Below are 25,371 nucleotides of genomic sequence, written 5' to 3'. Positions count from 1 at the left end.
AGTCTAAATATAAAATAACCTATATAAACTAAGGAGGAATTTAGAATGGCTAAAGCTAAATTCGAACGTTCTAAACCCCATGTTAACATCGGTACAATCGGCCACGTTGACCATGGTAAAACTACATTAACTGCTGCGATCACTACAGTTCTTGCAAAAGCTGGTGGTGCTGAAGCACGCGGATACGATCAAATCGACGCTGCTCCAGAAGAAAGAGAGCGCGGAATCACAATCTCAACTGCACACGTTGAGTACGAAACTGAAACTCGTCACTATGCACACGTTGACTGCCCAGGTCACGCTGACTATGTTAAAAACATGATCACTGGTGCTGCTCAAATGGACGGCGGTATCTTAGTAGTATCTGCTGCTGATGGCCCAATGCCTCAAACACGTGAGCACATCCTTCTTTCTCGTCAAGTAGGTGTTCCTTACATCGTTGTATTCTTAAACAAATGCGACATGGTAGACGACGAAGAACTATTAGAATTAGTAGAAATGGAAGTTCGCGACCTATTATCTGAATACGGATTCCCAGGCGACGACATTCCTGTAATCAAAGGTTCTGCTCTTAAAGCTCTTCAAGGAGAAGCTGATTGGGAAGCAAAAATCATTGAATTAATGACTGAAGTTGATGCTTACATCCCAACTCCAGAACGTGAAACTGACAAACCATTCTTAATGCCTATCGAGGATGTATTCTCTATCACAGGTCGTGGTACAGTTGCAACTGGTCGTGTAGAGCGCGGTATCGTTAAAGTTGGTGACGTAGTAGAAATCATCGGTCTTGCTGAAGAAAATGCTTCTACAACTGTAACTGGTGTAGAAATGTTCCGTAAGCTTCTTGACCAAGCTCAAGCTGGAGACAACATCGGTGCTCTTCTTCGTGGGGTTGCTCGTGAAGATATCCAACGTGGACAAGTTCTTGCTAAAACTGGCTCTGTAAAAGCTCACGCTAAATTCAAAGCTGAAGTTTTCGTATTATCTAAAGAAGAAGGTGGACGTCACACTCCATTCTTCGCTAACTACCGTCCTCAGTTCTACTTCCGTACAACTGACGTAACTGGTATCATCCAATTACCAGAAGGTACTGAAATGGTAATGCCTGGTGACAACATCGAAATGACTATCGAACTTATCGCTCCAATCGCTATCGAAGAGGGAACTAAATTCTCTATTCGTGAAGGTGGACGTACAGTAGGTTACGGTGTAGTTGCTACTATCGTTGAGTAATCTTAACTGATATAAAAAAACCCAAGGGATTTTCCCTTGGGTTTTTTGTTTGTATTTATATAATGAATGAAATGATATTTTTATATTTTGACGAGTTTCTTCTATAGTAATACAAAATCAATAAACTAAAATCCAGAAACTGTAAAATGAATTCTGTGAGATGAAAACTTGAAATTCTTTAAAGTGCCATGTATAATAGCAAAAGTAGAGAAAAGCAGATGCAAACAAAAAGATGCTTGCATCTAGACGAATAACATTGTATAATAGACAATGTTGGTCTTTGACTGCGATGAAGTGGAAGGTTGCTGACACACCCGGCCGCTTTGCCATGGCATGGTGTGGGGAAATTTCCATGGAGAAGGTCTATTTTAGAAATAGGCGAACGAAGGAGGGAAAATAATGGCAAAAGAAAAAATTCGTATCCGTTTAAAAGCTTATGATCACCGTATTCTTGATCAATCAGCTGAGAAAATTGTAGAAACAGCTAAGCGTTCTGGGGCAACAGTTTCTGGTCCGATCCCATTACCAACTGAGAAGACTATTTACACAATTCTTCGTGCTGTTCATAAGTACAAAGATTCTCGTGAGCAATTCGAAATGCGCACACACAAACGTTTAATCGATATCGTGAGTCCTACTCCACAAACAGTAGATTCATTAATGCGTTTAGACTTACCGTCTGGTGTAGATATCGAAATCAAACTATAATTTATATAACTTAAAAATGTAGGAGGTGTAACTCATGACCAAAGGAATCTTAGGAAGAAAGATCGGTATGACTCAAGTATTTGCTGAGAACGGTGAGTTAATCCCAGTAACGGTAATCGCTGCTAATCCAAACGTTGTTCTTCAAAAGAAAACAACTGAAACTGATGGCTACAATGCAATCCAGTTAGGATTCGAAGATAAACGTGAAAAGTTAACTAACAAACCTGAACAAGGCCACACTGCTAAAGCATCTACAACTCCTAAGCGCTTCATTCGCGAAATCCGCGATGCAGACGTGGACGGATTAGAGGTTGGTCAAGAGGTAAAAGTTGAAGTTTTCGCTGCAGGTGAAATCGTTGACGTAACAGGAATTTCTAAAGGTAAAGGTTTCCAAGGTGTTATCAAACGCCACGGACAATCTCGCGGACCTATGTCTCATGGTTCTCGCTATCACCGTCGTCCAGGTTCAATGGGGCCAGTTGCTCCAAACCGTGTATTCAAAGGTAAAAAACTTGCTGGACGTATGGGTGGAGACCAAGTTACTATCCAAAACTTAGAAATCGTTCAAGTTGACACTGAGCGCAACTTATTACTAGTAAAAGGTAACGTTCCAGGTGCTAAGAAATCTCTTGTAGTTGTTCAAGGCGCTGTGAAGGTTAGCAAATAATTCACAATAGGAAGGAGGAATTCCAATGCCAAAAGTTACTGTATATAACCAAACTGGTTCACAGGTTGGTGAAATCGAATTAGCTGAAGCTATTTTCGGTATCGAACCAAATGAAGCTGTACTTTTCGAAGCTGTAATGATGCAACGTGCATCTTTACGTCAAGGTACACACAAAGTAAAAACTCGTTCTGAAGTTCGTGGTGGTGGTCGTAAACCATGGCGTCAAAAAGGAACTGGACGTGCTCGTCAAGGGTCTATCCGCTCTCCTCAATGGCGTGGTGGTGGTACGGTATTCGGACCTACACCAAGAAGCTATGCGTACAAACTTCCTAAGAAAGTTCGTCGTTTAGCAATCAAATCTGCATTAGCTACTAAAGTAGTTGAGAACAACATTGTAGTTCTTGAAGACCTAGTGTTAAATGCACCAAAAACAAAAGACATGCTAGCAGTACTTAAAGGATTAACTGTTGAGAAGAAAGCTCTTATCGTAACTGCTGATGCAAACGAATCTGTAGAGTTATCTGCTCGCAATATCCCTGGAGTAACAGTAATCACTGCTGATGGCGTAAACGTTTTAGACGTGCTTCATCATGATAAGCTAATCATGACAAAAGCGGCAGTGGAAAAAGTAGAGGAGGTGCTTGCATAATGAGAGATCCTCGTGATATCATTAAGCGCCCAGTTATCACTGAACGTTCTATGGAAATGATGGCTGAAAAAAAATACACGTTCGATGTGGACGTTAAATCTAATAAAACAGAAGTTAAAGATGCTCTTGAAGCGATCTTTGGTGTTAAAGTAGAAAAAGTGAACATCATGAACTACAAGCCGAAAGCAAAACGCGTTGGTCGTCACGCTGGTTTTACTAGCCGTCGTCGTAAAGCAATCGTTAAGCTAACTGCTGACAGCAAAGAAATCGAAATCTTCCAAGGCGTTTAATTCTTACTAAAGAAGGAGGGAAATTGAGATGGGAATTAAAAAGTATAATCCAACTACTAACGGTCGTCGTAACATGACTACGAATGATTTCGCTGAAATCACGACTGACAGACCCGAAAAGTCATTACTTGCTCCTTTAAGCAAGAAGGCTGGTCGTAATAACCAAGGTAAAATTACTGTACGTCATCAAGGTGGCGGACATAAGCGTCAATACCGTATCATCGACTTTAAGCGTAACAAAGATGGAATTCCAGGACGCGTTGCTACGATCGAATACGATCCAAACCGCTCTGCGAATATCGCATTAATTAACTACGTTGACGGTGAAAAACGTTACATTCTTGCTCCTAAAACTTTAGAAGTAGGTATGGAAGTTATGTCTGGCCCTGAAGCTGACATTAAAATCGGTAACGCATTACCATTAATCAACATTCCAGTAGGTACTGTTGTTCATAACATCGAGCTTAAGCCTGGTCGTGGCGGACAATTAGTTCGTTCTGCTGGTACATCTGCTCAAGTACTTGGTAAAGAAGGAAAATACGTACTTGTACGTTTAACTTCTGGTGAAGTACGTCTTGTATTATCTGCTTGTCGCGCTTCAATCGGTCAAGTTGGTAACGAACAACACGAACTTATCAAAATCGGTAAAGCAGGTCGCTCTCGCTGGTTAGGTAAACGCCCAACAGTTCGTGGTTCTGTAATGAACCCGGTTGATCACCCACACGGTGGTGGTGAAGGACGTTCTCCAATCGGACGTAAGTCTCCAATGTCTCCATGGGGTAAACCAACTCTTGGATTCAAGACTCGTAAGAAAAACAAAGCGTCTGACAAATTCATCGTTCGTCGTCGTAAAAAATAATGGGATTGTAGTACGGTTCATTTCCAGAACCGTACGCCAATCACGAAGGGAGGCACCAAAATGGCTCGTAGCTTAAAAAAAGGACCATTTGTCGATGATCACTTAATGAGCAAAATGGAAAAATTAGTTGCATCTGAGCAAAAACAAGTTGTTAAAACTTGGTCTCGCCGTTCAACAATCTTCCCTCAGTTCATCGGACACACAATCGCTGTATATGATGGTCGTAAACACGTACCTGTGTACATCACTGAGGATATGGTTGGCCATAAGTTAGGTGAATTCGCACCAACTCGTACGTATAAAGGTCACCTTGCTGACGATAAGAAAACTAGAAGATAATGAGAGGAGGCACTTCAATGCAAGCTAAAGCAGTAGCGAGAACAGTTCGTATTGCTCCTCGTAAAGTTCGTTTAGTAGTAGACTTAATCCGAGGTAAGCAAGTGGGTGAAGCGATTGCTATCCTTAACCACACACCAAAAACTGCTTCTCCAGTTGTAGAGAAAGTTTTAAAATCTGCAATCGCAAATGCAGAGCACAATTATGAGATGGATATTAACAACCTAGTTGTTGAAAAAGTTTTCGTTGACGAAGGTCCAACGTTGAAACGTTTCCGTCCACGTGCAATGGGTCGTGCAAGCCAAATTAACAAACGCACAAGCCACATTACAGTTGTGGTATCAGAAAAGAAGGAGGGATAATCGATGGGTCAAAAGGTTAATCCAATTGGTCTTCGTGTCGGCGTTATCCGTGATTGGGAATCTCGTTGGTTCGCAGAGAAAGATTACGCTACATTATTACATGAAGACATCAAAATCCGTGAGTACATTACTGTACGCTTAAAAGATTCTGCTGTTGCTAAAGTAGAAATCGAACGTGCAGCAAATCGTGTAAATGTTACAATTCACACTGCAAAACCTGGTATGGTAATTGGTAAAGGTGGTACTGAAGTTGAAGCACTTCGTAAAGCTCTTAACCAATTAACAGGCAAGCGTGTACACATCAATATTTTAGAAGTTAAGAGAGCTGATCTTAACGCTAAATTAGTAGGCGAAAACATTGCTCGTCAATTAGAAAACCGTGTATCATTCCGTCGTGCACAAAAGCAAGTTATTCAACGTGCTATGCGTGCAGGTGCTAAAGGTATTAAAACACAGGTTTCTGGTCGTCTTGGCGGAGCTGATATCGCTCGTGCAGAATCTTACAGTGAAGGAACTGTTCCACTTCATACACTTCGCGCTGATATTGACTATGCAGCAGTTGAAGCTGATACAACATACGGTAAATTAGGCGTAAAAGTATGGATCTACCGTGGAGAAGTCCTTCCTACAAAAAAGAAAGCTTCTGAGGAAGGAGGAAAATAATATGTTAATGCCAAAACGCGTAAAATATCGTAGAGAGCATCGTGGTAAAATGCGTGGTCGTGCAAAAGGTGGAACTGAAATTGCTTTCGGTGAATTCGGTTTACAAGCACAAGCTGCTTCATGGATTACAAACCGTCAAATCGAAGCTGCTCGTCGTGCAATGACTCGTTACATGAAACGTGGCGGTAAAGTATGGATTAAAATTTTCCCTTCTAAGCCTTACACTGCAAAACCTCTAGAAGTACGTATGGGTTCCGGTAAAGGGGCACCAGAAGGCTGGGTAGCAGTAGTAAAACCTGGGAAAATTATGTTCGAAATCGCGGGTGTATCTGAAGAGGTAGCACGCGAAGCATTACGTCTTGCAGCTCACAAGTTACCTGTGAAATGTAAATTCGTAAAACGTGAAGAAAATGGTGGTGAATCTAATGAAAACTAATGATATTCGTGAATTAACCACTGCCGAAATCGAAACAAAAGTTAAAGCTTTAAAGGAAGAATTGTTCAATCTTCGCTTCCAACTTGCTACAGGACAATTAGAGAATCCAACTCGCATTCGTGAAGTGCGTAAAGCAATCGCTCGTATGAAAACTGTAGTTCGTGAAAGAGAGATCGGAATTAATCGATAAATTGAGGGGAGGTTTGCATAGTGAGCGAACGTAACCAACGCAAAGTTTATACTGGTCGTGTTGTGTCTGACAAAATGGACAAAACGATTACAGTTTTAGTTGAAACTTACAAAACTCATTCCTTGTACGGAAAACGTGTTAAGTATTCTAAGAAGTACAAAGCCCATGATGAGCAAAACCAAGCGAAACTTGGCGATATCGTTAAAATCATGGAAACTCGCCCGCTTTCTGCTACTAAGCGTTTCCGTTTAGTTGAAATCGTTGAAGAAGCGGTTATTATCTAAATAGACGAATCGGAATTTTTAGTCCGAAGGGAGGTTTCATAACATGATCCAACAAGAATCTCGTTTGAAAGTTGCTGACAACTCTGGTGCACGTGAACTTTTAACAATTAAAGTATTAGGCGGCTCTGGTCGTAAATATGCTAACATTGGTGATATTATCGTTGCTACGGTAAAACAAGCAACACCAGGTGGCGTTGTTAAAAAAGGTGACGTTGTTAAAGCAGTAGTAGTACGTACGAAGAGCGGAGCTCGTCGTCCGGACGGTTCTTACATCAAATTTGATGAAAACGCAGCGGTTATCATTAAAGACGATAAGAGCCCACGTGGTACTCGTATCTTCGGACCAGTAGCTCGTGAATTACGTGATAGCAACTTCATGAAGATCGTTTCTTTAGCTCCAGAAGTTCTATAATTTAAGGTATTGCCTTGCTAAGGAGGTGCAGAATTAAGATGCATGTAAAAAAAGGTGATAAAGTACAGGTAATCACTGGAAAAGACAAAGGAAAACAAGGCGTTATCCTTGTGGCTTTCCCAAAGCAAAACCGTGTTATCGTTGAGGGTGTTAACATCGTTAAAAAACACTCTAAGCCATCTCAATTAAATCCACAAGGTGGAATTATTACTAAAGAAGCACCTATTCACGTTTCTAACGTTATGGTTTTAGATCCGAAAACAGGTGAACCTACTCGCGTAGGCTTCAAAGTAGAAGATGGTAAAAAAGTTCGTATTGCAAAAAAATCTGGTGAATTATTAGATAAATAATTTTCTTAAGAAAGGAGGTCACTTCATTGAATCGCCTTAAAGAGAAGTTCCAAAAGGAAATTACTCCTGCTCTAGTGAGCAAGTTTAACTATAAATCTGTGATGGAAGTACCGAAAATCGAAAAGATCGTAATCAACACTGGTGTTGGTGACGCGGTATCTAACTCAAAAGCTTTAGACAATGCAGTAGAAGAATTAACACAAATCGCAGGTCAAAAACCTGTTGTAACTCGTGCTAAAAAATCAATCGCTGGTTTCCGTCTTCGTGAAGGTATGCCAATCGGTGCGAAAGTAACTTTACGCGGCGAGCAGATGTATGAGTTTTTCGACAAATTAGTATCGGTTTCTTTACCACGTGTACGTGATTTCCGTGGTGTTTCTAAGAAATCATTTGATGGTCGTGGGAACTACACATTAGGTGTTAAAGAGCAACTTATCTTCCCTGAGATCGATTATGATAAAGTAAGCAAAGTCCGCGGTATGGACATCGTAATCGTTACTACAGCGAAAACTGATGAAGAAGCTCGTGAACTTTTAACACAATTCGGTATGCCATTCCAAAAATAATGGAAACCAACGCTAAGTAGAGGAGGCGAAAACGTGGCTAAAAAATCTATGATAGCGAAACAAAAGCGTACTCCTAAGTTTAAAGTACAAGAGTATACACGTTGCGAACGCTGCGGTCGTCCGCATTCTGTATACCGCAAATTTAAGCTTTGCCGTATTTGTTTCCGTGAACTTGCATATAAAGGTCAAATTCCTGGTGTTAAAAAAGCTAGTTGGTAAAACCCACAAATGGGAAGGAGGTAAAACACATGGTGATGACAGATCCAATTGCAGACATGCTTACTCGCATCCGTAATGCGAACATGGTACGTCATGAGAAATTAGAGGTTCCTGCTTCTAAAATCAAAAAAGAGATCGCTGAACTTTTAAAACGTGAAGGTTTCATTCGTGATGTAGAATACATCGAGGATAACAAACAAGGTATCCTTCGTATTTTCCTGAAATACGGTGCAAACAATGAACGTGTAATCACTGGATTAAAACGTATCAGTAAACCTGGCTTACGCGTTTACGCTAAAGCTGATGAAGTACCACGTGTACTTAACGGATTAGGTATCGCTCTTGTTTCTACATCTAAGGGAGTAATGACAGACAAAGACGCTCGTCAATTACAAACTGGTGGAGAAGTAGTAGCATACGTTTGGTAATATATATTTAAAACGAACGGAGGTGTGACCACATGTCTCGTATTGGTAAAAAGATTCTTGAAATCCCTGCAGGTGTTACTATTACAATTGCAGAAGACAATACTGTAACAGTAAAAGGCCCAAAAGGTGAATTAACTCGTAAATTCAATGCTGATATGTCTATCAAAATTGAAGAAAATACACTAACAGTTGAGCGTCCATCTGAACAGAAGGAACACCGTGCATTACACGGTACAACTCGTGCTTTAATCGGAAACATGGTTGAAGGTGTAACTACAGGTTTCGCACGCGGACTTGAATTAGTCGGTGTTGGTTACCGTGCTCAAAAACAAGGAGATAAACTTGTATTAAGCGTAGGTTATTCTCATCCAGTAGAAATGACTCCGGAAGCAGGTCTTGAAGTTGAAGTACCTGTACCAACTAAAATCGTAATCAAAGGTATCGACAAGCAACGTGTTGGCGAATTTGCTGCTAACATCCGTGCTGTACGTGCTCCTGAGCCATATAAAGGTAAAGGTATTCGTTACGAAGGCGAAGTTGTTCGTCGTAAAGAAGGTAAAACTGCTAAGTAAACCCGTTAGGTGAGAGAAAGGAGTGACAAGAATGATCACTAAAGCTGATAAAAATGCGACTCGTAAGAAAAGACATGCACGTGTACGTGCTAAACTTACTGGTACTGCAGAACGTCCACGTTTAAACGTGTTCCGTTCTAATCAACATATTTACGCTCAAGTTATTGATGATGTGAATGGTGTAACGTTAGTAAGTGCATCTACTCTTGATAAAGACCTTGCTCTTAACGGTACTAGCAATACTGAAGCTGCTACGAAAGTAGGAGAATCAGTTGCTAAGCGTGCTGTAGAGAAAGGCGTTAAAGAAGTAGTATTTGATCGCGGTGGTTACTTATACCATGGCCGTGTTAAAGCTCTAGCTGAAGCTGCTCGTGAGGCTGGATTACAATTTTAATGGTCAAAGGAGGGAAAATTGATGCATCGCATTGACCCAAGTAAATTAGAACTTGAAGAACGTGTAGTTACGATAAATCGTGTCGCGAAAGTTGTTAAGGGTGGTCGTCGTTTCCGCTTTGCTGCACTAGTTGTAGTTGGCGATAAAAACGGTCATGTTGGATTCGGTACTGGTAAAGCACAAGAGGTACCAGACGCAATCCGCAAAGCTATCGAAGACGCTAAGAAAAACTTAATCGCTGTACCATTAGTTGGTACAACAATTCCACACACAATCAACGGTCATTTTGGAGCTGGTGAAGTATTCTTAAAACCTGCTGCTGAAGGTACTGGTGTTATTGCAGGTGGACCTGTTCGTGCGGTACTTGAATTAGCTGGTGTACAAGATATTCTTTCGAAATCTCTTGGTTCTAACACACCAATCAACATGATTCGCGCTACTGTGAACGGATTAAGCGAACTTAAGCGCGCTGAAGATGTTGCAAAATTACGCGGTAAATCTGTAGAAGAGCTACTAGGTTAAGGAGGGAAAACAAATGGCGAAAAAGTTAGAAATTACCCTCACTCGTAGTGTAATTGGTCGTCCACAAGATCAACGTGCGACGGTAGAAGCTTTAGGTCTTAAAAAGTTGAATTCAACTGTAGTTAAGGAAGAAACTCCTGCTATTCTTGGTATGATCAACAAAGTTTCTCACCTTATAACTGTAAAAGAAGCTTAAGGATAACTCATTAATATAAGGAGGTGCCTGGGAATGAAACTTCATGAATTAAAACCTGCAGAAGGTTCTCGTAAAGTACGTAACCGTGTCGGTCGTGGTATCGGTTCTGGTAACGGTAAAACTGCTGGTAAAGGTCATAAAGGACAAAACGCACGTTCTGGTGGCGGTGTTCGTCTTGGCTTCGAAGGTGGTCAAACTCCATTATTCCGTCGTTTACCAAAACGCGGCTTCACAAACATTAACCGTAAAGAGTTTACTATTGTAAACTTATCAACGTTAAATCGTTTTGAAGATGGTACAGAAGTAACACCTGAATTATTGCTGGAAACTGGCGTTATCAGCAAGTTAAACGACGGTGTTAAAATTCTTGCAAGCGGAGCAGTAGAGAAAAAATTAACTGTTAAAGCGCACAAGTTCTCTTCAAGTGCTAAAGAAGCAATTGAAGCAGCTGGCGGATCAGTTGAGGTGATCTAATGTTTCGTACAATCTCCAACTTTATGCGCGTTGCTGAGATAAGACGTAAAATATTATTCACTTTAGCGATGTTAATCGTATTCAGGATTGGCACGTTTATCCCAGTGCCATTTACAAATGGAGACGTACTGAAAGCACAAGATCAATTAAATGCCTTAGGTATCCTAAATACATTTGGCGGTGGCGCCTTGAAAAACTTCTCCATCTTCGCGATGGGAATCATGCCGTATATTACAGCATCCATCATCGTGCAATTATTGCAGATGGATGTTGTTCCTAAATTTTCGGAATGGTCGAAGCAAGGTGAAATGGGCCGTCGTAAACTAACGCAATTCACGCGTTACTTTACAATTGTTCTTGCGTTTATTCAGGGGTTTGGTATGTCAATCGGTTTTAACGGTATGGTAGGTGGACAATTAATTTTGAATCCTGGTTGGAGCACTTATTTATACATTGCTACGGTACTGACTGCTGGTACTGCATTTTTAATGTGGTTAGGTGAACAGATTACAGCTAAAGGTGTAGGTAATGGTATTTCCATCCTTATCTTTGGCGGTATTGCCGCAGCGATCCCAAGTGTTATATCTCAAGTGTATCAACAACAGTTTCAAAATATCGGAGATCAATTGTTCATGAGTATCGTTAAAGTTGCGTTGATCTTACTAGCTGTGCTAGCGGTTATTGTTGGTGTTATTTTCATTCAACAGGCTGTTAGAAAGATCCCAATTCAATATGCGAAGCGTGTAACAGGAGGGAATGGGAATCATGCTGGAGCACAAAACACACATTTACCGCTTAAGGTAAATAGTGCGGGTGTTATTCCAGTCATTTTTGCTGTTTCATTCTTAATTACGCCTCCAACTATTGCACAGTTCTTCCCGAAGCATGATGTATCGCAGTGGATCATTGCAAACTTTAACTATTCTCACCCAGTGGGAATGATCATATATGTTGCGCTCATTGTAGCCTTCACATATTTCTATGCGTTTGTTCAGGTTAATCCAGAGCAAATGTCAGAGAATCTAAACAAACAAGGTGGATATGTTCCAGGTATTCGTCCGGGTAAGAATACGGAACAATATCTAACAAAAATCTTGTATCGTTTAACCTTTGTAGGATCAATTTTCCTAGCAGCGATTGCAATCTTACCAGTTATCTTTACGAAACTGGGAAATCTTCCTCCATCTGCACAGATTGGTGGAACGAGTATGTTAATCGTTGTCGGCGTTGCTTTAGAAACAATGAAGCAGCTAGAAAGCCAACTGGTAAAACGCCATTACAAAGGGTTTATCAAGCAGTGAGTAAGTGGGAAGGTTTGTCTTCCCTACATGCTCATGTACTCTGAGGGGGAACAAGGATGAACTTAATTTTAATGGGGCTTCCTGGTGCTGGTAAAGGTACACAAGCCGAACAGATTGTTGCCAAGTATAACATCCCTCACATTTCAACAGGAGATATGTTCCGTGCAGCTATGAAGGCTGAAACTGAAATGGGTCTACAAGCAAAATCTTTTATTGATAAAGGTGCGCTTGTTCCAGATGAAGTTACAATCGGAATCGTTCGTGAACGTTTAAGTCAAGAAGACTGCGTAAGAGGTTTCTTACTAGACGGTTTCCCACGAACTGTTGCACAAGCATCAGCTCTTGAAGAGATTATGAAAGATCTTGGTAAAAAAATCGACTATGTTTTAAACATTAATGTGGATTCAGGGTTGTTATTAAAACGCCTTACAGGCCGTCGCATTTGTAAAGAGTGCGGTGCGACTTACCACTTAGAATTCAATCCACCAGCAAAAGCTGATGTGTGCGATAAATGTGGTGGCGAATTATATCAACGCTCTGATGACAATGAAGAAACTGTGGCAAATCGTTTAGATGTAAATATTAAGCAAACAAAACCTTTGCTTGATTTCTACGAGGAGCTTGGTTACTTACAAAGCATTAATGGTGAGCAAGATATCAATAAAGTATTTGCTGATATCGATGTTCTCATCGGAGGCTTAGCGTAATGATCATCTGCAAAACTCCTCGCGAGATAGAAATCATGCGAGAAGCTGGCAGGATCGTTGCTTTAACTCATCAAGAGTTGAAACAGCATATTACTCCAGGAATTACAACGAAAGAGCTCGATCAAATAGCGGAAAAGACGATTCGAAAATATGGTGCTACGCCATCTTTTAAAGGATACAACGGATTTCCGGGGAGCATATGTGCTTCTGTAAATGAAGAGCTTGTACACGGAATTCCAGGGAAGCGCAAGCTCGAAGAGGGCGATATCATCAGTATCGATATTGGTGCGAAATACAATGGGTACCATGGAGATTCTGCATGGACGTATCCAGTTGGAAACATTTCTGAATCTGTTCAAAAGCTACTTGATGTCACAGAAAAATCGTTGTATCTTGGTCTAGAACAAGTAAAACCAGGCGAAAGATTATCAAATATCTCACATGCGGTTCAAACCCATGCTGAAGAGAATGGGTTCTCGATCGTTAGGGAGTATGTTGGTCACGGAATCGGGCAAGACTTACATGAGGACCCTCAAATCCCGCACTATGGTCCACCAAATAGAGGCCCTAGATTAAAGCCGGGAATGGTCATCTGTGTTGAGCCGATGGTGAATCAAGGAAGACGATATGTAAAAACACTATCTGATGACTGGACAGTGGTAACGGTAGATGGTAAATGGTGTGCCCACTTTGAGCACACGATTGCTCTTACAGAAGCAGGATACGAAATCCTTACCACTTTATAAGTAGCTGGCTCTCCGGGATTTCAGAGCAGTGTAAAATGTTACTGATTTGAAGAAGGGAGAACTATTGAATGGCTAAAGATGATGTAATTGAAGTCGAAGGTACCGTTCTTGAAACGTTGCCAAATGCTATGTTCAAAGTAGAATTAGAGAATGGGCATGTCGTATTGGCTCACGTTTCTGGTAAAATCCGTATGAACTTCATTCGTATTTTACCAGGAGACAAAGTTACGGTAGAATTATCTCCGTACGATTTAAATCGTGGTCGTATTACGTACCGTTTTAAATAATATAGCACTCCGTAATCTTTAAGGAGGTTCGAGACATGAAAGTAAGACCGTCAGTTAAACCAATCTGCGAAAAATGTAAAGTTATTCGTAGACGTGGAAAAGTAATGGTTATTTGTGAAAACCCTAAACATAAACAAAAACAAGGTTAATCAGAAGGAGGTGCATTCAGAATGGCACGTATCGCAGGTGTAGATATTCCTCGAGACAAACGCGTTGTTATTTCTTTAACTTACGTATTCGGCATTGGTCGCACAACTGCTGAAAAAATTCTTACTGAAGCTGGTATTTCTTCAGAAACACGAGTTCGTGATTTAACGGAAGACGAACTAGGACGTATCCGTGATATCATCGATCGTATTAAAGTTGAGGGAGACCTTCGTCGTGAAGTATCTCTTAACATTAAACGTCTAATGGAGATCGGTTCTTACCGTGGTCTTCGTCACCGTCGTGGTTTACCAGTTCGTGGTCAAAACTCTAAAAACAATGCTCGTACACGTAAAGGTCCACGTCGTACAGTAGCAAATAAAAAGAAATAATAAGTAAAGGAGGTTGAACTAACAATGGCACGTAAAACAAACACTCGTAAAAAACGTGTGAAAAAGAATATTGAAGCTGGTATAGCTCATATTCGTTCTACTTTCAACAACACAATCGTAACACTTACAGATACTCATGGTAACGCACTTTCTTGGTCTAGTGCTGGTGCACTTGGTTTCCGTGGATCTCGTAAGTCTACTCCATTCGCTGCGCAAATGGCTGCTGAAGCTGCTGCTAAAGTTGCAATGGAGCACGGTTTAAAAACTTTAGAGGTTACTGTTAAAGGTCCTGGTGCTGGTCGTGAAGCTGCAATTCGTGCTCTTCAAGCTGCAGGTCTAGAAGTAACAGCAATTAGAGATGTTACTCCAGTTCCTCATAATGGATGTCGTCCACCAAAACGTCGTCGTGTGTAATTTTTCTGTATAGAATTTTCCCTTTTGTCTATAATGGATATGATGCATTATCGAGAAATTTCGTACAGAAACATCGCTTGTTGTGCACAATCGGGAACTGCCTAAGGGGGACTTTCGGTTAGACAGGGGGTATCCCTTTGTTTAACCGGGGTTTCGACGTTTTGAAGGAGGGTTTAGTTAATGATTGAAATCGAAAAGCCGAAAATCGAAACGGTTGAACTTAACGAAGATGCTAAATATGGTAAATTCGTAATTGAACCGCTTGAGCGTGGATATGGTACTACTTTGGGTAACTCCTTACGTCGTATTCTTTTATCCTCACTCCCTGGTGCCGCTGTTACTGCCATCCAAATCGATGGCGTATTACATGAATTTTCAACAGTTGAGGGCGTAGTAGAAGACGTTACGACGATCATCTTAAACTTGAAAAAGTTAGCTCTTAAAATCTACTCTGAAGAAGAGAAGACGTTGGAAATTGATGTACAGGGCGAAGGTATTGTCACAGCTGCTGATATTACTCACGATAGTGATGTAGAAATCTTAAATCCAGATTTACACATTGCAACGTTAGCAAAAAATGCGCATTTCCGCATGCGTTTAACTGCAAAGCGTGGCCGTGGGTATACGCCAGCTGATGCAAATAAAAGCGAAGATCAACCAATAGGAGTAATTCCTATTGATTCTATTTATACTCCAGTATCACGTGTAACTTACCAAGTGGAAAAGACACGTGTCGGACAAGTGGCTAATTATGATAAGCTTACGCTTGATGTATGGACGGATGGAAGCATCGGGCCAAAAGAAGCTATCTCTTTAGGTGCCAAAATCTTAACTGAGCATTTAAATATCTTTGTTGGTTTAACTGATGAAGCACAAAATGCTGAGATTATGGTCGAGAAGGAAGAAGATCAAAAAGAGAAAGTTCTTGAGATGACTATCGAAGAACTAGATCTTTCTGTTCGTTCTTATAATTGCCTAAAACGTGCAGGAATTAATACTGTACAAGAGCTTGCGAACAAAACAGAAGAAGATATGATGAAAGTTCGTAACTTAGGACGTAAATCCTTAGAAGAAGTTAAACATAAACTTGAGGAATTAGGTTTAGGTTTACGTAAAGACGACTGAGGATTTAAACCCATCAACAAAGGAGGGAACTACGAATGGCATACAGAAAATTAGGCCGTACAAGTGCGCAACGTAAAGCTATGTTACGTGATTTAGCTACTGATTTAATTATCAACGAGCGCATCCAAACGACAGAAACTCGTGCAAAAGAACTTCGTTCTGTAGTGGAAAAAATGATCACTTTAGGTAAACGCGGAGATCTTCATGCTCGTCGTCAAGCAGCAGCTTTCATTCGCAATGAAGTAGCTAACGCTGAGACTGGTCAAGATGCACTTCAAAAATTATTCGCTGATGTAGCTCCACGCTATGCTGAGCGCCAAGGCGGATACACTCGTATTGCAAAAATTGGTCCACGTCGCGGAGACGCAGCACCAATGGTAATTATCGAGTTAGTATAATGATAATTAAAAGGGCAGGACAGTTCTTTTCAAGAAACTGGTCATGGCCCTTTTTTTTAAATATAAAAATAGGCTAACTTGGCAAAGGAAAGGGTGCCTTGTATTGAAAAAAGAGAAACTTCGGACAGAAAATATATCATTTCAATATCCTGGGGCAGCCAATTATGCATTAAAAGATGTTTCATTTTCCTTGTATGAGGGAGAATGGGTATCTGTTATTGGACAAAACGGTTCAGGGAAGTCTACACTTGCAAAATTATTGAATGGTTTGTTTTTGCCAGAAGCAGGGACTATTACAGTAAATGATACAATGGTTTTATCAGAGGAGACGGTATGGGATGTTCGAAAACAAATTGGGATGGTATTTCAAAATCCAGACAATCAATTTGTTGGAACGACAGTGCAAGACGATGTTGTTTTTGGCTTAGAGAATATCGGAATGCCAAGAGAGCAAATGATAGAAAGATTAGATCAGGCCCTCAAACTTGTCCGTATGGAAGATTTTCTTAATGATGAACCTCATTCGTTATCTGGTGGGCAAAAGCAGCGAGTGGCAATAGCAGGCGTTTTAGCACTTCAGCCATCTATTTTGATATTAGATGAAGCAACGTCAATGTTAGATCCTCAAGGGAGACGTGAAGTAGTAGAAACGGTTAGACAACTTGTTAATCAAAAAGGTATTACCGTGTTATCAATTACGCACGATTTAGAAGAAGCGGCACAATCAGACCGTGTCATTATTTTAAATAAGGGAGAGATATTAGAGGAAGGGATTCCAGAGCAAATTTTCAAGTCCTCTCATATGCTCCAAGAAATTGGATTAGATGTACCATTTTCTGTGAAAATAGCAGAATTATTAAAAAGAAATGAAATTCTCTTGCAAAATACGCATCTTACAATGGAAAGCTTGGTGAACGAACTTTGGAGATTACATTCCAAAAAGTAGAACATCGTTATCAATATAAAACTCCATTTGAAAGACGCGCACTTTATGATGTAGACGTGTCGTTTCCAAGTGGGGGCTATTATGCCATTATCGGTCATACTGGTTCAGGTAAGTCGACGATGATTCAACATTTAAATGGTTTATTGCAGCCGACAAATGGCACAGTTCAAATTGGTGAACATTTCATTTCGGCAGGAAAGAAAGAAAAAAAGCTAAAGCCACTACGTAAAAAGGTAGGGGTTGTCTTTCAATTCCCAGAACATCAGTTGTTTGAAGAGACTGTGGAGAAAGATATTTGTTTCGGCCCTACTAATTTTGGGATATCTGTAGAAGAAGCGAAGCAAAAGGCAAGAGAGGCAATTGAACTTGTGGGGTTAGAACCAGAACTGTTAACACGTTCACCATTTGAGTTAAGTGGTGGGCAAATGAGGCGTGTTGCGATAGCGGGCGTATTGGCGATGGAACCAGAAGTGCTTGTATTAGATGAACCTACAGCAGGATTAGATCCAAAAGGGCAGAATGAACTTATGGAGATGTTTTATAAGCTACATAAGGAGAAAAGTCTTACAGTTATTCTAGTAACGCATAATATGGAGGATGCTGCTAAGTATGCGGAGCAGATTGTAGTCATGCATAAAGGAACGGTCTTTTTGCAAGGAAGTGCAGAGGAAGTATTTTCACATGCTGATGAACTAGAGAAAATTGGTGTGGATCTTCCTATGTCTTTAAAGTATAAACGTGCAATTGAAGAGAAGTTTGGCATTTCAATCCCAAAGGCTACCTTATCTTTAGAGGATCTTACTCATGAAGTTTTGCAGGTGTTACGAAAAGGTGGTCATGAATCATGCAGCAGTTGATTATTGGAAGGTATATTCCAGGGAATTCTCTTATTCATCAACTTGATCCACGTACGAAGCTGCTGATTGTCTTTTTATATGTATTTGTTGTTTTCTTGGCAAATAATGCGATTTCATATGGATTTTTATTTTTATATGCACTCATTGCTTTATTTTTTGCAAAAGTGCCGATTCGTTATGTACTTTCGGGCTTAAAACCAATTTTATGGATTTTTCTTTTTACATTTTTCCTGCATATTTTTACAAATAAAGAGGGGGATGTACTATTCCAGCTTGGTTGGTTTTCGATACATGAAAAAGGATTAGAGCAAGGGATATACATTTCTATACGATTCTTCGTTATTATTTTAATGACGACATTATTAACGTTAACGACGACACCTATTGAAATTACAGATGGTTTGGAGACGTTATTAAAGCCATTGAAGCGTATAAAAGTCCCTGTGCATGAAATCGCACTAATGATGTCAATTTCTCTTCGATTTATCCCAACATTAATGGATGAAACGAGTAAAATTATGAAAGCACAAGCATCACGCGGTATTGATTTCGCTGGGGGACCGATAAAAGATAGGATGAAAGCTATTATCTCGCTACTCGTTCCGCTATTTATCAGTGCATTTAAGCGTGCAGAGGATTTAGCGATTGCGATGGAAGCACGTGGATATAAAAGTGGTGAAGGACGTACTAAATTTAGGCAACTACGCTGGAAAACAAGTGATACAGTAACGATTATAAGCTTACTTTGTTTAGCTTGTATTTTGGCATGGGTGCGATTGTAATGGAGAATGGAAAGATGGAAAGAATAAAATGTACGGTTGCATATGATGGCATGCATTTTTGTGGTTATCAAATTCAGCCGCAGCATCGTACTGTTCAACAAGAGATAGAGAAAGCATTGCAGAAATTGCATAAAGGAGAACTTGTTCGTGTTCAGGCATCGGGCAGAACGGATTCCACCGTTCATGCAAAAGGACAAGTAATACACTTTGATACACCTTTGTCTCTTGAAGAGTGGCAATGGGGTAATGCTTTAAATACAATGTTGCCAGATGATATTGTTATCGGACAGGTGGAGAAAAAAACAGAAGAATTTCATGCACGTTACGGTGTTGAGAGAAAAGAATATCGTTATCGTGTATTATTATCGAAGACTGCGGATGTATTCCGTAGAAATTACGTATATCAATATCCATATCCGCTCGAAATAAGCTCTATAAAAAAAGCGATTCCTTATTTTATTGGAACGCATGATTTCACTTCTTTTTGTTCGGCAAAAACTGACAAAAAAGATAAAGTGCGAACAATTTATGAAATTGAGTTAATTGAGCAAGACGATGAATTAATTTTTCGTTTTGTAGGTAATGGATTTTTATATAATATGGTCAGAATTATTGTTGGTACGTTACTTAGCGTAGGGCAAGGAAAGCTTGATCCTGATAGCATTCCAGAGATTTTAGCGAAACAAAATCGTCAGTTTGCTGGAAAGATGGCTCCAGGTCATGGACTTTACTTATGGCAGGTAAACTATAACAACTAATCCTGGTGTAACATTTGCTTGACATTAGAAACTCAAAAGTATATCATAACATATGGTATTGTTTCTAAAACCACGATTAGCCCCGGAAGGAAATCGTGTTTAAGATAAACAATAGATTTTTTCTATGGAAAAGATAACGAGGAGGGAAACACATGCGTACGACTTTTATGGCAAAAGCTAACGAAGTTGAGCGTAAATGGTATGTGGTTGATGCTGAAGGTCAAACTTTAGGTCGCCTATCTACTGAAGTAGCATCCATTTTACGTGGTAAAAACAAACCTACATTTACACCACACGTTGACACGGGTGATCATGTAATTATTATTAACGCTGAGAAAATTCATTTAACAGGTAATAAATTAAACGATAAAATTTACTACCGTCACACTAACCACCCAGGTGGACTTAAGCAAAGAACAGCTCTAGAAATGCGTACAAACTACCCTGTACAAATGTTAGAGCTTGCAATTAAAGGGATGCTTCCAAAAGGACGTTTAGGACGTCAAGTATCTAAGAAATTAAACGTGTATGCTGGAGCAGAGCATCCACACCAAGCACAAAAACCAGAAGTTTACGAACTTCGCGGATAATTAATTAAAGGAGGGCTTACTTTGGCACAGGTTCAATACTATGGCACTGGACGTCGTAAGAGTTCAGTAGCGCGCGTACGCCTAGTTCCAGGCGAAGGACGCGTTATCATTAACGGTCGTGATTTTGAAAACTATATCCCATTTGCTGCATTACGTGAAGTAGTGAAACAACCTCTAGTTGCAACAGAAACTTTAGGTAACTACGATGTACTTGTAAACGTAAATGGTGGTGGATACACTGGTCAAGCTGGTGCTATTCGTCACGGTATTTCTCGCGCTTTATTAAAAGCTGATCCAGAATACCGTCTAACACTAAAACGTGCAGGTCTATTAACTCGTGACGCACGTATGAAAGAGCGTAAAAAATACGGTCTTAAAGGCGCACGTCGTGCACCTCAGTTCTCAAAACGTTAATTTTTGCGAACTACAAACCCCAACCATTTTGGTTGGGGTTTTTTTATGTTTCATTCCTCTTTTGAAATTTTTGTAGTTTGGAATATTTTAGTGCTATTCTCTCGCGTATGCTTCTTCTTTAGAAGTTTAGACTAATACGTATTAGGGAGGTTTATAAGTACTATGAATGTCATTGTCAGCTTACAAGAAAAGCAAAAAGAAAAGCAGTTGAAATATGAACGGAAGATGCTGCGAGAATTATCATTAAAAACATTGCGCTCAAATATTCGGGATGCCTTTCAGATGCAGGAACTTCATCGTCAGTATGAAGATTACTGTATTGAATTAGGGATAGAATCGTATTTATTAGGAGCGAGATATAGTAAATTTGGTTATTATGGCGAATCGTTCTTTGATGTGAAATATAGAGCCTTAGAAGAAGAGCAACAATTAACGGAAACACTATTTCAATTTTTAACGAGCATGACTATGCGGGAAATTAAGTTACAAGATGAGGAATTACTTTTTGAATCTTGCCAGCAGTTTATTGGCTTATGGTGGCAGGAAGGATATGAAAAAGGTGAAAGAAGATATCGATTAAAGCTTCATTAAGACAAGCATAAACTTTCCTCTTGTCCCATATAAGTAATTAGAGGGACTAGCTGGAGGAGGAAAGGTATGAAGAGAATCCGAATTATCTCTTTTGCACTCGCTGCGGTTGTTTTGTTTTTTTTAGTCAAACAAGAATTTCAAATTACAAAATCGTGGCGAGCTTGGAATTTACCCTTATCAGGGAAAGTGATTGTATTAGATGCTGGGCATGGTGGGCCAGACGGAGGGGCTGTTGGTGGAAAAGATATTATAGAAAAAGATATTACGCTGGAGATTACAAAGAAGGTACAAGATTATTTACAAGAACAAGGTGCACTAGTTATTTTAACACGTGAGGGAGATTATGATTTAGCTCAGAAAGATACAAAATCATATAGTAGACGTAAAGCAGAGGATTTAAAAAAGCGTGTAGAGATTATTAATAAACCTGATGTAGACTTTTTTGCGAGTATTCATTTAAATGCTTTAACTAGTAGTGGATCGAAAGGCGCACAAACGTTCTACTACCGATCTTCGGTTGAAAATGAACGTGCTGCGAAATTTATACAAGCTGAATTGAGAACAAGTTTAGAGAATACGAATCGTTCCGCTAAAACAATTTCTCATGTGTATTTATTAAAGTATGCGAAAACACCAGGTGCTCTGATTGAAGCTGGCTTTTTATCGAATGTAAATGAAAGGTATATGTTAAATTCGGAGAAATATCAGCAAAAGGTAGCGGCTGCAGTATATCGTGGTATATTACGTTATTTCACGGAAAAAGGAAATCCTCCAGAATAAGGAGGATTTTTTGAGTTTCTCTCGTTAACGAAGTTTTCCGAAAATATGTTATACTGTAAATGTAAACGCATTTATTTCGAAAATAAAGAGAGAAAAATTTAATTAACATTACGTTATTTTTCATACAGGGGGCTGGGCTAACTATGGTAACGAAAGAGCAAGTAGTGGAAGCGTTAGAAGGGATTGTAGATCCGTTTTTACATAAAACGTTAAAAGAAACAGGTGCAATTAAAGAGGTAACAGTTAAGCCTGAGAAGGAACATGTAAGTGTTAAAATTGCAATCGTAAAAACCGGTACAGCGGAACAAATGCAATTGCAATCTGGAATTGTAAAGTTAGTAAAAGAACTAGGAGCAGCAACAGTAGGGCTTCGCTTTGCGGAATTTACAGAAGAAGAATTAGCTCAGTTTGCACCAGAACAGGAAGAAGAGCAAAATGAATCTTTATTGTCACCAAATTCAAAAACGACATTTTTAGCAGTGGCGAGTGGAAAAGGTGGAGTCGGAAAATCAACAGTTTCTGTTAACCTTGCTATTGCTCTAGCTCGTCTAGGAAAAAAGGTTGGTATTATTGATGCCGATATTTATGGTTTTAGCGTACCGGATATGATGGGGATAGAAAAACGTCCTGTTGTAAGAGGCGATAAAATTATTCCAGTGGAGCGTCTAGGTGTAAAGGTAATCTCAATGGGGTTCTTTGTAGAAGATAATGCACCGGTTATTTGGAGAGGGCCTATGCTTGGGAAAATGTTAAATCACTTCTTTACAGAAGTAGAGTGGGGCGATTTAGACTATTTAGTTTTAGATTTACCACCGGGTACAGGTGATGTTGCGCTAGACTTACATTCGATGTTGCCGGCTTGTAAAGAGATTATTGTAACGACGCCGCATCCAACGGCGGCATTTGTAGCAGCACGTGCTGGAGCCATGGCTCTACGTACAGAACATAGTATTCTTGGTGTTGTTGAAAATATGGCGTATTTTGAAAGTAAAACAACTGGTGAAAAAGAATATGTGTTTGGAAGAGGTGGAGGAGATAAATTAGCTACAGAACTTCAAACAGAAGTACTTGGCCGAATCCCGCTTCAACAACCTGATTGGAATAAAGAAGACTTTGCGCCCTCAGTATATGAAGATACACATACAACGGGGCTTATTTATCGCACGATAGCTGAGACAGTAATTGATAAAACAGCTGTTGCACAAAAATAAAATAATAATGAGTGGACGATACATATATATTGTCCACTCATTATTATCGTTATTATTTTTATTGCTGTTCCTTTTTACCGTCTTGGGAACCACCTTCACCGCCTGCTTCTTTTTTATCAGATCCACTTTTTTCCGCTTTTTGTACACCTTTACTAATAATATCAATCATCTTAGCTTGGAAGAGTGGGCTTTCAGCAGTTTCTGTGAGTACTTGTTGTAAATATTGACGGTATTCTTTGCTCTTCATTGTTTGTAACATCATTTTTTCTACTTCAGGGTTTTTCATAATTTCTATAACACCGGATTGGTATTCAGGGTCTTTCAGTAATGTTTTCATTAAGGTTGTTTGTTCTTTCCCCATACTTTTAGCGAATTTCGATGAGAACTCAGGGTCTTTAAAGAGCTTTTCCCAGAATTGTTGCCCTTTGTCGGATACCATTGCATCTTCAATCGTTTTCTTTACTACTGTTTCATCTAGTATGAGTGCTTGTTTCATTTTTTCATCAGTTAATACATCTTGAATGGCCTTCTTACCTTGGTCGGTTTTTAAAATATCAACAATCATTTTCTTCGTTTGATCATAATCAAGTTCGGACTTTGCTTCTTTTCCTTGTGCACATGCTACAAGTACAAGAAATAGAAAAGAAGAAGTCAAAACGAGCAGCATCCGTTTCATAAGTTGGAACTCCTTTCAGCACAGTTCTCTCTTTTTAATATAAATATCTTTAAGGAATTTATACATGAACATGGCTAGCTTTTTGAAATTGTCATTGATACAATTTAATTAGAAATATAAGGATAATGGGGGATGTGTTGTGAATAGCCGCAAGTGGGTACGACTATTTTTTACGACGTTGTTTCTTGGTGGGATTAGTACGGTCATTATTGGCTTTGTTTTGGAGTGGGACAAGTACGTTAAATTTTTTCAAAATTTCGACGGAAAGGAAATTCTAGCAGTTTCTTTCTGGTTGATGGGTGTAGGATTTATTTTTAGTGTTATAAGTCAAATGGGGTTCTTTGCCTATTTAACAATCCACCGTTTTGGACTAGGTATGTTCCGATCGTCTTCTTTATGGAATGCAGTCCAGCTCTTCTTTATTGCATTTGTTTTATTTGATTTCGTGTATTTAAGATCCGTACTGATTGCAAATGGGGAAGTTTCATTAGGGAATAACATACTTGTTGCTGGTGTGCTATTTGTGTTTGGGGCGATTGTTGCTTACATAAAAAGTAAAGAAACGAATAGAAAGGCATTTGTGCCCGCTCTATTCTTTATGGTTGTTGTAACGATTCTTGAGTGGGTACCAGCCCTCCGTATTAATGATACAGACTGGTTATATTTAATGGTGATACCACTTTTATTATGTAATGCATATCAGTTACTTATATTACATCGTTTAATTGGACAGACGAGTAAGTCTGCTTAACTAAGAGAGATTTTTTGAGTTTTTACGCAGAGGTAGTTGTATGAATGAAAATATCGGGATGAAAAAAGCTCTACTACCTTAAGGAAAGGTAGTAGAGCTTTTTATGTGTGAAGGCACGATGGAAGAATTACTGTACATCTTCACTTTTCGTATTTGTGTTGGAAATAAGTTGTGATACGGATATTTGCTCATATCCGTCGCTCTTTAATTTTTGCAGGAGCAGTGGTAAAGCTTTATTTGTTTGAAGGGCAGAATCGGATGCATGTAATAAGACGATATCTCCACCTTTTAAATTATGAGAGACGGTGGAAACGATATTGTTTACACCAGGGTTTTTCCAGTCGTTTGAGTTATTACTCCAATGAACGACAGTGTATCCAAGTGATTCTGCTATTTTAAGTGTTGCTTTGTTAAAGTCTCCACTAGGTGGACGCAATAATTTGATTTGTTTCACACCGAGTTTTGTAAAAACATCTTGTGCCCGCAAAAGATCTCTTCGTATTTCATTTGTCTCTAGAGAAGTGTAGGACGTGTAATTATAACCCATACTACCGATTTCATGTCCATCTTTTATGATGCGTTCGACAACATCAGGGTGTCTTTCTGCCCATGCAGCAGAAAGGAAAAAGGTTGCATTCTTAATGTCTCTTTCTTTAAGTGTATCAAGGATTGGAATTGCTTTTTTGTCTCC

General features: G+C 39.6%; 43 protein-coding genes (1 of these 43 running past the window's edge). 41 read left to right on the top strand and 2 right to left on the bottom strand.

The window, feature by feature from the left end:
• Positions 1 to 45: 45 nt before the first annotated feature.
• The 40 genes from tuf to QCI44_RS27495 all read left to right on the top strand — a co-directional run bounded on the left by tuf (position 46) and on the right by QCI44_RS27495 (position 23,253).
• Positions 46 to 1,233, top strand: a complete 1,188-nt coding sequence (gene tuf, locus QCI44_RS27690; RefSeq protein WP_001029617.1) for an elongation factor Tu — start codon at positions 46 to 48, stop codon at positions 1,231 to 1,233.
• A 399-nt stretch (positions 1,234 to 1,632) separates the two neighbouring features.
• Positions 1,633 to 1,941, top strand: a complete 309-nt coding sequence (rpsJ, locus tag QCI44_RS27685; protein ID WP_001040595.1) for a 30S ribosomal protein S10 — start codon at positions 1,633 to 1,635, stop codon at positions 1,939 to 1,941.
• 34 nt (positions 1,942 to 1,975) lie between these two features.
• Positions 1,976 to 2,608, top strand: a complete 633-nt coding sequence (gene rplC / locus QCI44_RS27680) for a 50S ribosomal protein L3 (RefSeq protein ID WP_000160209.1) — start codon at positions 1,976 to 1,978, stop codon at positions 2,606 to 2,608.
• 25 nt (positions 2,609 to 2,633) lie between these two features.
• The gene (rplD, locus tag QCI44_RS27675; RefSeq protein ID WP_001127258.1) at positions 2,634 to 3,257 is read left to right on the top strand and encodes a 50S ribosomal protein L4; all 624 of its coding nucleotides are present in this window, start codon (positions 2,634 to 2,636) and stop codon (positions 3,255 to 3,257) included.
• Positions 3,257 to 3,547, top strand: a complete 291-nt coding sequence (rplW, locus tag QCI44_RS27670; protein ID WP_001205558.1) for a 50S ribosomal protein L23 — start codon at positions 3,257 to 3,259, stop codon at positions 3,545 to 3,547. The genes rplD and rplW overlap by 1 nt, the downstream gene beginning before the upstream one ends.
• A gap of 28 nt (positions 3,548 to 3,575) precedes the next feature.
• Complete coding sequence (gene rplB / locus QCI44_RS27665) at positions 3,576 to 4,406, top strand: 50S ribosomal protein L2 (RefSeq protein ID WP_000511584.1); 831 nt, start codon at positions 3,576 to 3,578, stop codon at positions 4,404 to 4,406.
• A 60-nt stretch (positions 4,407 to 4,466) separates the two neighbouring features.
• Positions 4,467 to 4,745 (top strand): 30S ribosomal protein S19, encoded by a 279-nt coding sequence (rpsS, locus tag QCI44_RS27660; protein ID WP_000124454.1) that lies wholly within the window; start codon positions 4,467 to 4,469, stop codon positions 4,743 to 4,745.
• A gap of 17 nt (positions 4,746 to 4,762) precedes the next feature.
• Positions 4,763 to 5,104: a 50S ribosomal protein L22 gene (gene rplV / locus QCI44_RS27655; protein ID WP_001148024.1), complete on the top strand. Its 342-nt coding sequence runs from the start codon at positions 4,763 to 4,765 to the stop codon at positions 5,102 to 5,104.
• Between the two features lie 3 nt (positions 5,105 to 5,107).
• Positions 5,108 to 5,767 carry a 30S ribosomal protein S3 gene (rpsC, locus tag QCI44_RS27650; protein WP_000529958.1) on the top strand — a complete coding sequence of 220 codons (660 nt, stop codon included), beginning with the start codon at positions 5,108 to 5,110 and terminating at the stop codon, positions 5,765 to 5,767.
• 1 nt (position 5,768) lies between these two features.
• Positions 5,769 to 6,203, top strand: a complete 435-nt coding sequence (rplP, locus tag QCI44_RS27645; RefSeq protein ID WP_000928969.1) for a 50S ribosomal protein L16 — start codon at positions 5,769 to 5,771, stop codon at positions 6,201 to 6,203.
• Positions 6,193 to 6,393: a 50S ribosomal protein L29 gene (gene rpmC / locus QCI44_RS27640; protein ID WP_000855718.1), complete on the top strand. Its 201-nt coding sequence runs from the start codon at positions 6,193 to 6,195 to the stop codon at positions 6,391 to 6,393. The genes rplP and rpmC overlap by 11 nt, the downstream gene beginning before the upstream one ends.
• 20 nt (positions 6,394 to 6,413) lie before the next feature.
• Positions 6,414 to 6,677 (top strand): 30S ribosomal protein S17, encoded by a 264-nt coding sequence (gene rpsQ, locus QCI44_RS27635; protein WP_000004106.1) that lies wholly within the window; start codon positions 6,414 to 6,416, stop codon positions 6,675 to 6,677.
• A 43-nt stretch (positions 6,678 to 6,720) separates the two neighbouring features.
• On the top strand, positions 6,721 to 7,089 hold the full coding sequence (gene rplN / locus QCI44_RS27630; protein ID WP_000615912.1) for a 50S ribosomal protein L14: 369 nt from the start codon (positions 6,721 to 6,723) through the stop codon (positions 7,087 to 7,089).
• Positions 7,090 to 7,127: 38 nt separating this feature from the next.
• Entirely contained in the window at positions 7,128 to 7,439 is a 312-nt protein-coding gene (gene rplX, locus QCI44_RS27625; protein WP_000558201.1) for a 50S ribosomal protein L24, read from the top strand.
• 26 nt (positions 7,440 to 7,465) lie between these two features.
• Positions 7,466 to 8,005 carry a 50S ribosomal protein L5 gene (gene rplE / locus QCI44_RS27620; RefSeq protein WP_001080829.1) on the top strand — a complete coding sequence of 180 codons (540 nt, stop codon included), beginning with the start codon at positions 7,466 to 7,468 and terminating at the stop codon, positions 8,003 to 8,005.
• Between the two features lie 33 nt (positions 8,006 to 8,038).
• Entirely contained in the window at positions 8,039 to 8,224 is a 186-nt protein-coding gene (gene rpsN / locus QCI44_RS27615) for a 30S ribosomal protein S14 (protein WP_001085700.1), read from the top strand.
• Positions 8,225 to 8,253: 29 nt separating this feature from the next.
• On the top strand, positions 8,254 to 8,652 hold the full coding sequence (rpsH, locus tag QCI44_RS27610) for a 30S ribosomal protein S8 (RefSeq protein WP_000245511.1): 399 nt from the start codon (positions 8,254 to 8,256) through the stop codon (positions 8,650 to 8,652).
• 32 nt (positions 8,653 to 8,684) lie between these two features.
• Positions 8,685 to 9,224: a 50S ribosomal protein L6 gene (gene rplF, locus QCI44_RS27605; protein WP_000086553.1), complete on the top strand. Its 540-nt coding sequence runs from the start codon at positions 8,685 to 8,687 to the stop codon at positions 9,222 to 9,224.
• A gap of 31 nt (positions 9,225 to 9,255) precedes the next feature.
• Positions 9,256 to 9,618, top strand: coding sequence for a 50S ribosomal protein L18 (gene rplR, locus QCI44_RS27600; RefSeq protein ID WP_000628818.1), 363 nt, complete (start codon positions 9,256 to 9,258; stop codon positions 9,616 to 9,618).
• 21 nt (positions 9,619 to 9,639) lie between these two features.
• Positions 9,640 to 10,140 carry a 30S ribosomal protein S5 gene (gene rpsE, locus QCI44_RS27595; RefSeq protein WP_000554646.1) on the top strand — a complete coding sequence of 167 codons (501 nt, stop codon included), beginning with the start codon at positions 9,640 to 9,642 and terminating at the stop codon, positions 10,138 to 10,140.
• Between the two features lie 13 nt (positions 10,141 to 10,153).
• Positions 10,154 to 10,336, top strand: coding sequence for a 50S ribosomal protein L30 (rpmD, locus tag QCI44_RS27590; RefSeq protein ID WP_001085231.1), 183 nt, complete (start codon positions 10,154 to 10,156; stop codon positions 10,334 to 10,336).
• Positions 10,337 to 10,369: 33 nt separating this feature from the next.
• A complete protein-coding gene (gene rplO, locus QCI44_RS27585) occupies positions 10,370 to 10,810 on the top strand; it encodes a 50S ribosomal protein L15 (protein ID WP_000766083.1) in 441 nt (146 codons plus the stop codon).
• Positions 10,810 to 12,111, top strand: a complete 1,302-nt coding sequence (secY, locus tag QCI44_RS27580) for a preprotein translocase subunit SecY (RefSeq protein WP_000490118.1) — start codon at positions 10,810 to 10,812, stop codon at positions 12,109 to 12,111. Before rplO ends, secY begins: the two co-directional genes overlap by 1 nt.
• Positions 12,112 to 12,167: 56 nt before the next feature.
• A complete protein-coding gene (locus QCI44_RS27575; RefSeq protein WP_001048996.1) occupies positions 12,168 to 12,818 on the top strand; it encodes an adenylate kinase in 651 nt (216 codons plus the stop codon).
• Positions 12,818 to 13,564: a type I methionyl aminopeptidase gene (map, locus tag QCI44_RS27570; RefSeq protein ID WP_000582542.1), complete on the top strand. Its 747-nt coding sequence runs from the start codon at positions 12,818 to 12,820 to the stop codon at positions 13,562 to 13,564. The genes QCI44_RS27575 and map overlap by 1 nt, the downstream gene beginning before the upstream one ends.
• A 68-nt stretch (positions 13,565 to 13,632) precedes the next feature.
• A complete protein-coding gene (infA, locus tag QCI44_RS27565; RefSeq protein WP_001029884.1) occupies positions 13,633 to 13,851 on the top strand; it encodes a translation initiation factor IF-1 in 219 nt (72 codons plus the stop codon).
• Between the two features lie 35 nt (positions 13,852 to 13,886).
• A complete protein-coding gene (rpmJ, locus tag QCI44_RS27560; protein WP_000868344.1) occupies positions 13,887 to 14,000 on the top strand; it encodes a 50S ribosomal protein L36 in 114 nt (37 codons plus the stop codon).
• 21 nt (positions 14,001 to 14,021) lie between these two features.
• Positions 14,022 to 14,387, top strand: coding sequence for a 30S ribosomal protein S13 (gene rpsM / locus QCI44_RS27555; RefSeq protein WP_000090790.1), 366 nt, complete (start codon positions 14,022 to 14,024; stop codon positions 14,385 to 14,387).
• A 24-nt stretch (positions 14,388 to 14,411) separates the two neighbouring features.
• Positions 14,412 to 14,801: a 30S ribosomal protein S11 gene (gene rpsK, locus QCI44_RS27550; protein WP_000101797.1), complete on the top strand. Its 390-nt coding sequence runs from the start codon at positions 14,412 to 14,414 to the stop codon at positions 14,799 to 14,801.
• 180 nt (positions 14,802 to 14,981) lie between these two features.
• A complete protein-coding gene (locus QCI44_RS27545) occupies positions 14,982 to 15,926 on the top strand; it encodes a DNA-directed RNA polymerase subunit alpha (protein WP_000569644.1) in 945 nt (314 codons plus the stop codon).
• Positions 15,927 to 15,961: 35 nt separating this feature from the next.
• Positions 15,962 to 16,324, top strand: a complete 363-nt coding sequence (rplQ, locus tag QCI44_RS27540; RefSeq protein WP_000331490.1) for a 50S ribosomal protein L17 — start codon at positions 15,962 to 15,964, stop codon at positions 16,322 to 16,324.
• A gap of 103 nt (positions 16,325 to 16,427) precedes the next feature.
• Positions 16,428 to 17,270 (top strand): energy-coupling factor ABC transporter ATP-binding protein, encoded by an 843-nt coding sequence (locus QCI44_RS27535; protein WP_016089670.1) that lies wholly within the window; start codon positions 16,428 to 16,430, stop codon positions 17,268 to 17,270.
• Positions 17,246 to 18,127, top strand: coding sequence for an energy-coupling factor ABC transporter ATP-binding protein (locus tag QCI44_RS27530; protein WP_016089669.1), 882 nt, complete (start codon positions 17,246 to 17,248; stop codon positions 18,125 to 18,127). The genes QCI44_RS27535 and QCI44_RS27530 overlap by 25 nt, the downstream gene beginning before the upstream one ends.
• Positions 18,115 to 18,909: an energy-coupling factor transporter transmembrane component T family protein gene (locus QCI44_RS27525; protein WP_016089668.1), complete on the top strand. Its 795-nt coding sequence runs from the start codon at positions 18,115 to 18,117 to the stop codon at positions 18,907 to 18,909. Before QCI44_RS27530 ends, QCI44_RS27525 begins: the two co-directional genes overlap by 13 nt.
• A 14-nt stretch (positions 18,910 to 18,923) precedes the next feature.
• Positions 18,924 to 19,667: a tRNA pseudouridine(38-40) synthase TruA gene (gene truA / locus QCI44_RS27520; RefSeq protein WP_016089667.1), complete on the top strand. Its 744-nt coding sequence runs from the start codon at positions 18,924 to 18,926 to the stop codon at positions 19,665 to 19,667.
• A 152-nt stretch (positions 19,668 to 19,819) separates the two neighbouring features.
• On the top strand, positions 19,820 to 20,257 hold the full coding sequence (gene rplM / locus QCI44_RS27515) for a 50S ribosomal protein L13 (protein ID WP_001260795.1): 438 nt from the start codon (positions 19,820 to 19,822) through the stop codon (positions 20,255 to 20,257).
• Between the two features lie 21 nt (positions 20,258 to 20,278).
• Entirely contained in the window at positions 20,279 to 20,671 is a 393-nt protein-coding gene (rpsI, locus tag QCI44_RS27510) for a 30S ribosomal protein S9 (RefSeq protein WP_000079986.1), read from the top strand.
• 162 nt (positions 20,672 to 20,833) lie between these two features.
• A complete protein-coding gene (locus QCI44_RS27505; protein WP_001101006.1) occupies positions 20,834 to 21,262 on the top strand; it encodes a YbaK family protein in 429 nt (142 codons plus the stop codon).
• 66 nt (positions 21,263 to 21,328) lie between these two features.
• On the top strand, positions 21,329 to 22,042 hold the full coding sequence (cwlD, locus tag QCI44_RS27500) for an N-acetylmuramoyl-L-alanine amidase CwlD (protein ID WP_000822446.1): 714 nt from the start codon (positions 21,329 to 21,331) through the stop codon (positions 22,040 to 22,042).
• Between the two features lie 143 nt (positions 22,043 to 22,185).
• Positions 22,186 to 23,253, top strand: coding sequence for an Mrp/NBP35 family ATP-binding protein (locus QCI44_RS27495; protein ID WP_016089666.1), 1,068 nt, complete (start codon positions 22,186 to 22,188; stop codon positions 23,251 to 23,253).
• A 58-nt stretch (positions 23,254 to 23,311) separates the two neighbouring features.
• Here QCI44_RS27495 and gerD read toward each other — a convergent pair whose 3' ends face one another.
• Positions 23,312 to 23,929, bottom strand: coding sequence for a spore germination protein GerD (gerD, locus tag QCI44_RS27490; protein ID WP_016089665.1), 618 nt, complete (start codon positions 23,927 to 23,929; stop codon positions 23,312 to 23,314).
• A 139-nt stretch (positions 23,930 to 24,068) separates the two neighbouring features.
• On the opposite strand from gerD, the gene kbaA reads away from it, so the two are divergent.
• Positions 24,069 to 24,680 carry a KinB signaling pathway activation protein KbaA gene (gene kbaA / locus QCI44_RS27485; protein WP_088083151.1) on the top strand — a complete coding sequence of 204 codons (612 nt, stop codon included), beginning with the start codon at positions 24,069 to 24,071 and terminating at the stop codon, positions 24,678 to 24,680.
• A gap of 127 nt (positions 24,681 to 24,807) precedes the next feature.
• On the opposite strand, the gene pdaB is transcribed toward kbaA, so the two are convergent.
• Positions 24,808 to 25,371 carry the 3' portion of a polysaccharide deacetylase family sporulation protein PdaB gene (pdaB, locus tag QCI44_RS27480; RefSeq protein WP_016089663.1) on the bottom strand. Its footprint extends 201 nt past the window's final position, so 564 of the gene's 765 nt are visible here — the last part of the coding sequence; its start codon lies beyond the right edge, outside the window; its stop codon occupies positions 24,808 to 24,810.

The organism is Bacillus cereus group sp. RP37, from assembly GCF_040459695.1.
Lineage (GTDB): Bacteria > Bacillota > Bacilli > Bacillales > Bacillaceae_G > Bacillus_A.
Note: the sequence above shows the minus strand (reverse complement) of the source record. Positions and strands in the feature narration are given on the sequence as shown.

Excerpts from the sequence above, each read along its gene's own strand:
- QCI44_RS27525 (WP_016089668.1), top strand. The coding sequence starts at position 18,115 with ATGCAGCAGTTGATTATTGGAAGGTATATTCCAGGGAATTCTCTTATT.
- rplQ (WP_000331490.1), top strand. The coding sequence starts at position 15,962 with ATGGCATACAGAAAATTAGGCCGTACAAGTGCGCAACGTAAAGCTATG.
- secY (WP_000490118.1), top strand. The coding sequence starts at position 10,810 with ATGTTTCGTACAATCTCCAACTTTATGCGCGTTGCTGAGATAAGACGT.
- rplW (WP_001205558.1), top strand. The coding sequence starts at position 3,257 with ATGAGAGATCCTCGTGATATCATTAAGCGCCCAGTTATCACTGAACGT.
- QCI44_RS27495 (WP_016089666.1), top strand. The coding sequence starts at position 22,186 with ATGGTAACGAAAGAGCAAGTAGTGGAAGCGTTAGAAGGGATTGTAGAT.
- truA (WP_016089667.1), top strand. The coding sequence starts at position 18,924 with ATGGAAAGAATAAAATGTACGGTTGCATATGATGGCATGCATTTTTGT.
- cwlD (WP_000822446.1), top strand. The coding sequence starts at position 21,329 with ATGAAGAGAATCCGAATTATCTCTTTTGCACTCGCTGCGGTTGTTTTG.
- rpsE (WP_000554646.1), top strand. The coding sequence starts at position 9,640 with ATGCATCGCATTGACCCAAGTAAATTAGAACTTGAAGAACGTGTAGTT.
- map (WP_000582542.1), top strand. The coding sequence starts at position 12,818 with ATGATCATCTGCAAAACTCCTCGCGAGATAGAAATCATGCGAGAAGCT.
- rplR (WP_000628818.1), top strand. The coding sequence starts at position 9,256 with ATGATCACTAAAGCTGATAAAAATGCGACTCGTAAGAAAAGACATGCA.
- rpmD (WP_001085231.1), top strand. The coding sequence starts at position 10,154 with ATGGCGAAAAAGTTAGAAATTACCCTCACTCGTAGTGTAATTGGTCGT.
- rpsK (WP_000101797.1), top strand. The coding sequence starts at position 14,412 with ATGGCACGTAAAACAAACACTCGTAAAAAACGTGTGAAAAAGAATATT.
- rpmJ (WP_000868344.1), top strand. The coding sequence starts at position 13,887 with ATGAAAGTAAGACCGTCAGTTAAACCAATCTGCGAAAAATGTAAAGTT.
- rpsM (WP_000090790.1), top strand. The coding sequence starts at position 14,022 with ATGGCACGTATCGCAGGTGTAGATATTCCTCGAGACAAACGCGTTGTT.
- infA (WP_001029884.1), top strand. The coding sequence starts at position 13,633 with ATGGCTAAAGATGATGTAATTGAAGTCGAAGGTACCGTTCTTGAAACG.
- rpsJ (WP_001040595.1), top strand. The coding sequence starts at position 1,633 with ATGGCAAAAGAAAAAATTCGTATCCGTTTAAAAGCTTATGATCACCGT.
- rplN (WP_000615912.1), top strand. The coding sequence starts at position 6,721 with ATGATCCAACAAGAATCTCGTTTGAAAGTTGCTGACAACTCTGGTGCA.
- rplD (WP_001127258.1), top strand. The coding sequence starts at position 2,634 with ATGCCAAAAGTTACTGTATATAACCAAACTGGTTCACAGGTTGGTGAA.
- rplO (WP_000766083.1), top strand. The coding sequence starts at position 10,370 with ATGAAACTTCATGAATTAAAACCTGCAGAAGGTTCTCGTAAAGTACGT.
- rpsH (WP_000245511.1), top strand. The coding sequence starts at position 8,254 with ATGGTGATGACAGATCCAATTGCAGACATGCTTACTCGCATCCGTAAT.
- rplM (WP_001260795.1), top strand. The coding sequence starts at position 19,820 with ATGCGTACGACTTTTATGGCAAAAGCTAACGAAGTTGAGCGTAAATGG.
- rplF (WP_000086553.1), top strand. The coding sequence starts at position 8,685 with ATGTCTCGTATTGGTAAAAAGATTCTTGAAATCCCTGCAGGTGTTACT.
- rplB (WP_000511584.1), top strand. The coding sequence starts at position 3,576 with ATGGGAATTAAAAAGTATAATCCAACTACTAACGGTCGTCGTAACATG.
- gerD (WP_016089665.1), bottom strand. The coding sequence starts at position 23,929 with ATGAAACGGATGCTGCTCGTTTTGACTTCTTCTTTTCTATTTCTTGTA.
- QCI44_RS27575 (WP_001048996.1), top strand. The coding sequence starts at position 12,168 with ATGAACTTAATTTTAATGGGGCTTCCTGGTGCTGGTAAAGGTACACAA.
- rpsS (WP_000124454.1), top strand. The coding sequence starts at position 4,467 with ATGGCTCGTAGCTTAAAAAAAGGACCATTTGTCGATGATCACTTAATG.
- rpsC (WP_000529958.1), top strand. The coding sequence starts at position 5,108 with ATGGGTCAAAAGGTTAATCCAATTGGTCTTCGTGTCGGCGTTATCCGT.
- QCI44_RS27545 (WP_000569644.1), top strand. The coding sequence starts at position 14,982 with ATGATTGAAATCGAAAAGCCGAAAATCGAAACGGTTGAACTTAACGAA.
- tuf (WP_001029617.1), top strand. The coding sequence starts at position 46 with ATGGCTAAAGCTAAATTCGAACGTTCTAAACCCCATGTTAACATCGGT.
- QCI44_RS27505 (WP_001101006.1), top strand. The coding sequence starts at position 20,834 with ATGAATGTCATTGTCAGCTTACAAGAAAAGCAAAAAGAAAAGCAGTTG.
- rpmC (WP_000855718.1), top strand. The coding sequence starts at position 6,193 with ATGAAAACTAATGATATTCGTGAATTAACCACTGCCGAAATCGAAACA.
- rplV (WP_001148024.1), top strand. The coding sequence starts at position 4,763 with ATGCAAGCTAAAGCAGTAGCGAGAACAGTTCGTATTGCTCCTCGTAAA.
- rplX (WP_000558201.1), top strand. The coding sequence starts at position 7,128 with ATGCATGTAAAAAAAGGTGATAAAGTACAGGTAATCACTGGAAAAGAC.
- rplC (WP_000160209.1), top strand. The coding sequence starts at position 1,976 with ATGACCAAAGGAATCTTAGGAAGAAAGATCGGTATGACTCAAGTATTT.
- rplP (WP_000928969.1), top strand. The coding sequence starts at position 5,769 with ATGTTAATGCCAAAACGCGTAAAATATCGTAGAGAGCATCGTGGTAAA.